Raw genomic sequence first — 3791 nt, 5'->3', positions numbered from 1 at the left:
ATCGAAGGCCTGGTCCATGTCTCCGAAATGAGCTGGACGAAGAAGAACGTTCATCCGGGCAAGATTGTTTCGACCAGTCAAGAAGTCGAAGTGATGGTGCTGGATGTCGATCCGGTGAAGCGTCGCATCAGCCTTGGCCTGAAGCAGTGCATGGACAATCCGTGGGATACGTTCGTGACCAAGTTCCCGGCCAATACGGAGCTGGAAGGCGAAGTCAAGAACATCACCGAATTCGGTCTGTTCGTGGGTCTGCCCGGCGACATCGACGGCATGGTTCACCTGTCGGATATCGATTGGGAACGTCCGGGCGAAGAAGCCATCCAAGACTTCAAGAAGGGCGACCAAGTGCGCGTCCGCGTTCTTGATGTTGATGTGGAAAAAGAGCGTATCAGCCTGGGCATTAAGCAGCTCACCGCCGATCCGTTCGAAGCCTCCATCGGCACCGTCCGCAAGGGCGAAGTCGTCACCTGCACCATTACCCAGGTTCAGGAAAACGGCATCGAAGTCGAAATCACCGAAGGCGTTCACGGCTTCATCCGCAAGGTTGAACTGGCCCGCGACCGCGCCGATCAACGCACCGAACGTTTCTCCGTCGGTGACAAGATCGATGCGAAAGTGACCCAGATCGATAAGGGCTCGCGCCGCGTATCGCTGTCGGTCAAGGCCCGCGAAATGGAAGAAGAGAAGGCCGCGATGGCGGAATTCGGCTCCTCCGATTCGGGTGCCTCGCTGGGCGATATTCTGGGGGCGGCCATGCGCCAAGCCCGCCAGAAGGAAGACGTGACGAAGTAAGCCTTTCGGCCCTTCAACGCTGCTAAAAAGACCGCCGCCGAGGGCACCCTCGGCGGCGGTTTTTTGTTGATTTAAGAAGGCCGTGCTTGTGCCATCGGCGCGGGAACGGGGGCGTTACTCCCCAACGACGAAGCGGCGAACCACTTCTAAATACGAATCTCCCCAGAGAATTGCTGTTTCCGTATACGCGTGCAGAATAATGTCCGGCTGGAACTGCTCGAAGATTGCTTGCCGCATCGCGCTGCGCTGGGCCGGGGTAAGGCTTGTCGCCAGGTCGTTCATCGAAAAATGCCAGACCTCGGCAAAATAGGGGGCAAACCCCGGAGCCAGGGCGGTGCCGAACGAGTCGGATAAAATCAGCAGGCGCGGGCGGCCGGGCGCGGGCGATACTTGCTGGAAGCGCGATAGATGGCCGAGCCGCCCGGCGGCCTCGGGGAACTCTGGAAAGCAGGCGGCCTCATTTTGGCAGGCGCGAATGCCCGCTGCGGCAAAATCGGGCGTGCTTTCGGCGATGGGCCGGGTTAGCCCCGGCATAAAGCTGGTTAAATCCGAAAACCCCGGCACCGGGCGATAGGGCAGATCGACCGTTGGGGTCATGTGAAACAGGTCTTTCGCCGCGAGATCGGCGATCATCCGGGCTCCTGGAAGGTTCCAGTGAAAATTGGATTTAGGGTAAACGGGCGGGTCGGCCGCGCGTAGCGCGGCGAGAGGGTAGAGCGATGCCCCCTCAAGCCACGGAACCGTGGCGATGCTTGCCATGAGTTTGGCCAAGGGCGGCGTTGCGCGGGCACATTCGGCCTGAACCCAATCCGGCAGCGCTTCGGGGAAGACGCGCGATTTATCGGGAATCGCCAGCAAATAGGTTTGTGGATGGAGGGCACGCATTTGAAACAAAAAGGCAGTCACCTCCATCACCCGGTCGGCAACATGATCGGCGTCGAGGTTCAAACCGCAGAGATGGCGCACGAGGCGCTTATTCTCGGCACTGCCAAAATTGAAAAAAATCATACCGTCTTTACCGGCAAGCAGATCGGGCGATGGGTATTCGCCGAACAGCCCAAAGCGCAGGCGGTTGTACGCGACGAGCAGGCGCGTGCGAAAGCCGAAATGGTCCCTTGCCCAAGCGTCGGCGGCGTTGGGAAAGCGGAGTGCCATCGCCCAGGTGTGGGGAAGGGACGGCGGCGGGGCGAGCGTGCGGTTCTCCAGTAGCGGTTCGGCCCCCGGCTCCCAGACGCTCGCGGCGAGGGGCAGCCAGAGTGCGGCGATGAGCAGAAGGGGGGCGAGGCGGCGCATGGGCTCAGAACCGGAAATAGAGGAAGGGGCTGTAACTGCCGTGCGCCAGCAGCATCGCCGCCGTGAGCAGGGCCAAGAGGCAGGCCAAGGTTCGTGCCCCTAGCGCACGCGGGGCGGCGAAGGCGGCCGTCGGCAGCATCGGCTTCAGCGGCAGGAGGCTGAGCCCAGCGATAGCTGCCGCAGCAACGATACTCGGCGACGCAAAGCGCGCGACCGAGGTTATGGCGTCGGTTGCGGCCATCCCGCTCATCGCCGCCCAAAAGGCTCCGGTTTGGGCCAAATCGGCGGACCGGAAAATCACGAGGCCCGCTACCACCAGCAGCAGCGCATAGGCCCGCTGCACAAGAACGGGCAGCCGCGCCAGAAACTGCCCGAGCCCCGCCCGTTCGAGCCCCAGAAACAGCCCATTATAAGCCCCCCAGGCAAGCGCGGTCCAGGTTGCGCCGTGCCAGAGCCCGCAGAGCAGAAACACCAGCATCAAATTGAGGGCGGTCCGTCCGGCCCCGTTCCGGCTACCGCCCAAGGGGATGTAGAGATAATCGCGGAACCAGCGCGACAGGCTGATATGCCAGCGCCGCCAAAAATCGGTGATCGAGGTGGCGCGTAAGGGGAAGTTGAAATTGCGCGGAAAGCGGAACCCCAGCATCAGCGCAAGGCCGATGGCCATATGGGAATAGCCGGAGAAATCCATATAGAGCTGAAGCGTATAGAGCACCGCCCCCATCCAGGCGACGCTGGGGGTTAGGTCGGCGGTCGGCAGCGCAAAAATCGGATCGACCGCGCGGGCGAGGGTGTCGGCGATCAGCAGCTTTTGCATCAACCCGAGGCAGAACACCTCCATCCCAATCCGCACTCGCCCGAGCGTCACCCAGCGCCGCGTGATCTGCCGGTGCAGGGTGGAAAAGCGCACAATCGGCCCGGCGATCAACTGCGGGAACAGCAGAATATAGAGCGCCAAATCAGGCAGTCGCCGCGCGGGCGGGGCTTTGCCGCGATAGACGTCGATGAGATAGGAAAGGGCGTGAAAGGTAAAAAACGAAATCCCCAGCGGCAGCGCGGGGGCGTCTTTGGCTGTGAGCGGCAGATCAATCCCGACGCTGGCGAGCGTTGCGAGCGCAAACCCCGCATATTTGAACCACCCGAGCAAGAACAGATGGCCGATCACCCCGACTGCCAGCCAGCGCTTGCGACCAGCAATGTGCAAACCAACGCCATAGGTGAAGACGAGGGAGAGCACGAGCACCCACAGATTCGCGAGTTCGCCCCAGGCGTAAAAGAATAGGCTTCCCGCCAACAGAAAAACGTTCCGCGCCCGGCCCCGTTGCGGTAGCAGCAGGTAGAGGGTGAGGAAAACGGGAAAGAAGTAGAACAGGAAGGGGACGGAGGGGAAGAGCATAGAGGCATTATAAGCCCAGTCTGATGCGCCCTGTAACCCCAATCGCCCCGCCCCCCAACCCGAGTGTTGGGGGGGAAGACACTATTCCTCAGATGATTGTATAAGCGAACACCTAGCGGATCAGGTTTGCAGGATTGAGGTCATACTCCGCCTTACCCGAGAATTTTCGGGATAAAGCGCGGTAGTCAATCTTATCGAAGTCAATTTGGTTCCCACCAAACCGCGCCTGAAGGCTGCCGAGGCTACTCTTATCGATCAGGCTGAAGGGCATTGCCTTAACGGCTCCGCTTGGCAAGAAATCAAGCCCGGC

General features: G+C 60.9%; 4 protein-coding genes. 1 reads left to right on the top strand and 3 read right to left on the bottom strand.

Translation table 11 applies throughout. The features are described from left to right. On the top strand, window positions 1-792 hold a 792-nt coding region (locus VZ95_RS12190; protein ID WP_045776085.1), incomplete at its 5' end, for a S1 RNA-binding domain-containing protein. A 114-nt stretch (window positions 793-906) separates the two neighbouring features. On the opposite strand, the gene VZ95_RS12185 is transcribed toward VZ95_RS12190, so the two are convergent. From VZ95_RS12185 to VZ95_RS27185, 3 genes are all read right to left on the bottom strand, one after another. Continuing rightward, entirely contained in the window at window positions 907-2085 is a 1179-nt protein-coding gene (locus tag VZ95_RS12185; RefSeq protein ID WP_045776084.1) for a hypothetical protein, read from the bottom strand. A 4-nt stretch (window positions 2086-2089) separates the two neighbouring features. Then, window positions 2090-3481 carry an MBOAT family O-acyltransferase gene (locus VZ95_RS12180; protein WP_045776083.1) on the bottom strand — a complete coding sequence of 464 codons (1392 nt, stop codon included), beginning with the start codon at window positions 3479-3481 and terminating at the stop codon, window positions 2090-2092. A 112-nt stretch (window positions 3482-3593) separates the two neighbouring features. Beyond that, window positions 3594-3791 (bottom strand): hypothetical protein (locus VZ95_RS27185; protein WP_045776082.1); only part of this gene is annotated, 198 nt, incomplete at its 5' end.

It is taken from the genome of Elstera litoralis, from assembly GCF_000963705.1.
Lineage (GTDB): Bacteria > Pseudomonadota > Alphaproteobacteria > Elsterales > Elsteraceae > Elstera > Elstera litoralis.
The sequence above is the reverse complement of the archived record's forward strand: the minus strand, read 5'-3'. Positions and strand labels throughout refer to the sequence as shown.

Excerpts from the sequence above, each read along its gene's own strand:
- VZ95_RS12180 (WP_045776083.1), bottom strand. The coding sequence starts at position 3,481 with ATGCTCTTCCCCTCCGTCCCCTTCCTGTTCTACTTCTTTCCCGTTTTC.
- VZ95_RS12185 (WP_045776084.1), bottom strand. The coding sequence starts at position 2,085 with ATGCGCCGCCTCGCCCCCCTTCTGCTCATCGCCGCACTCTGGCTGCCC.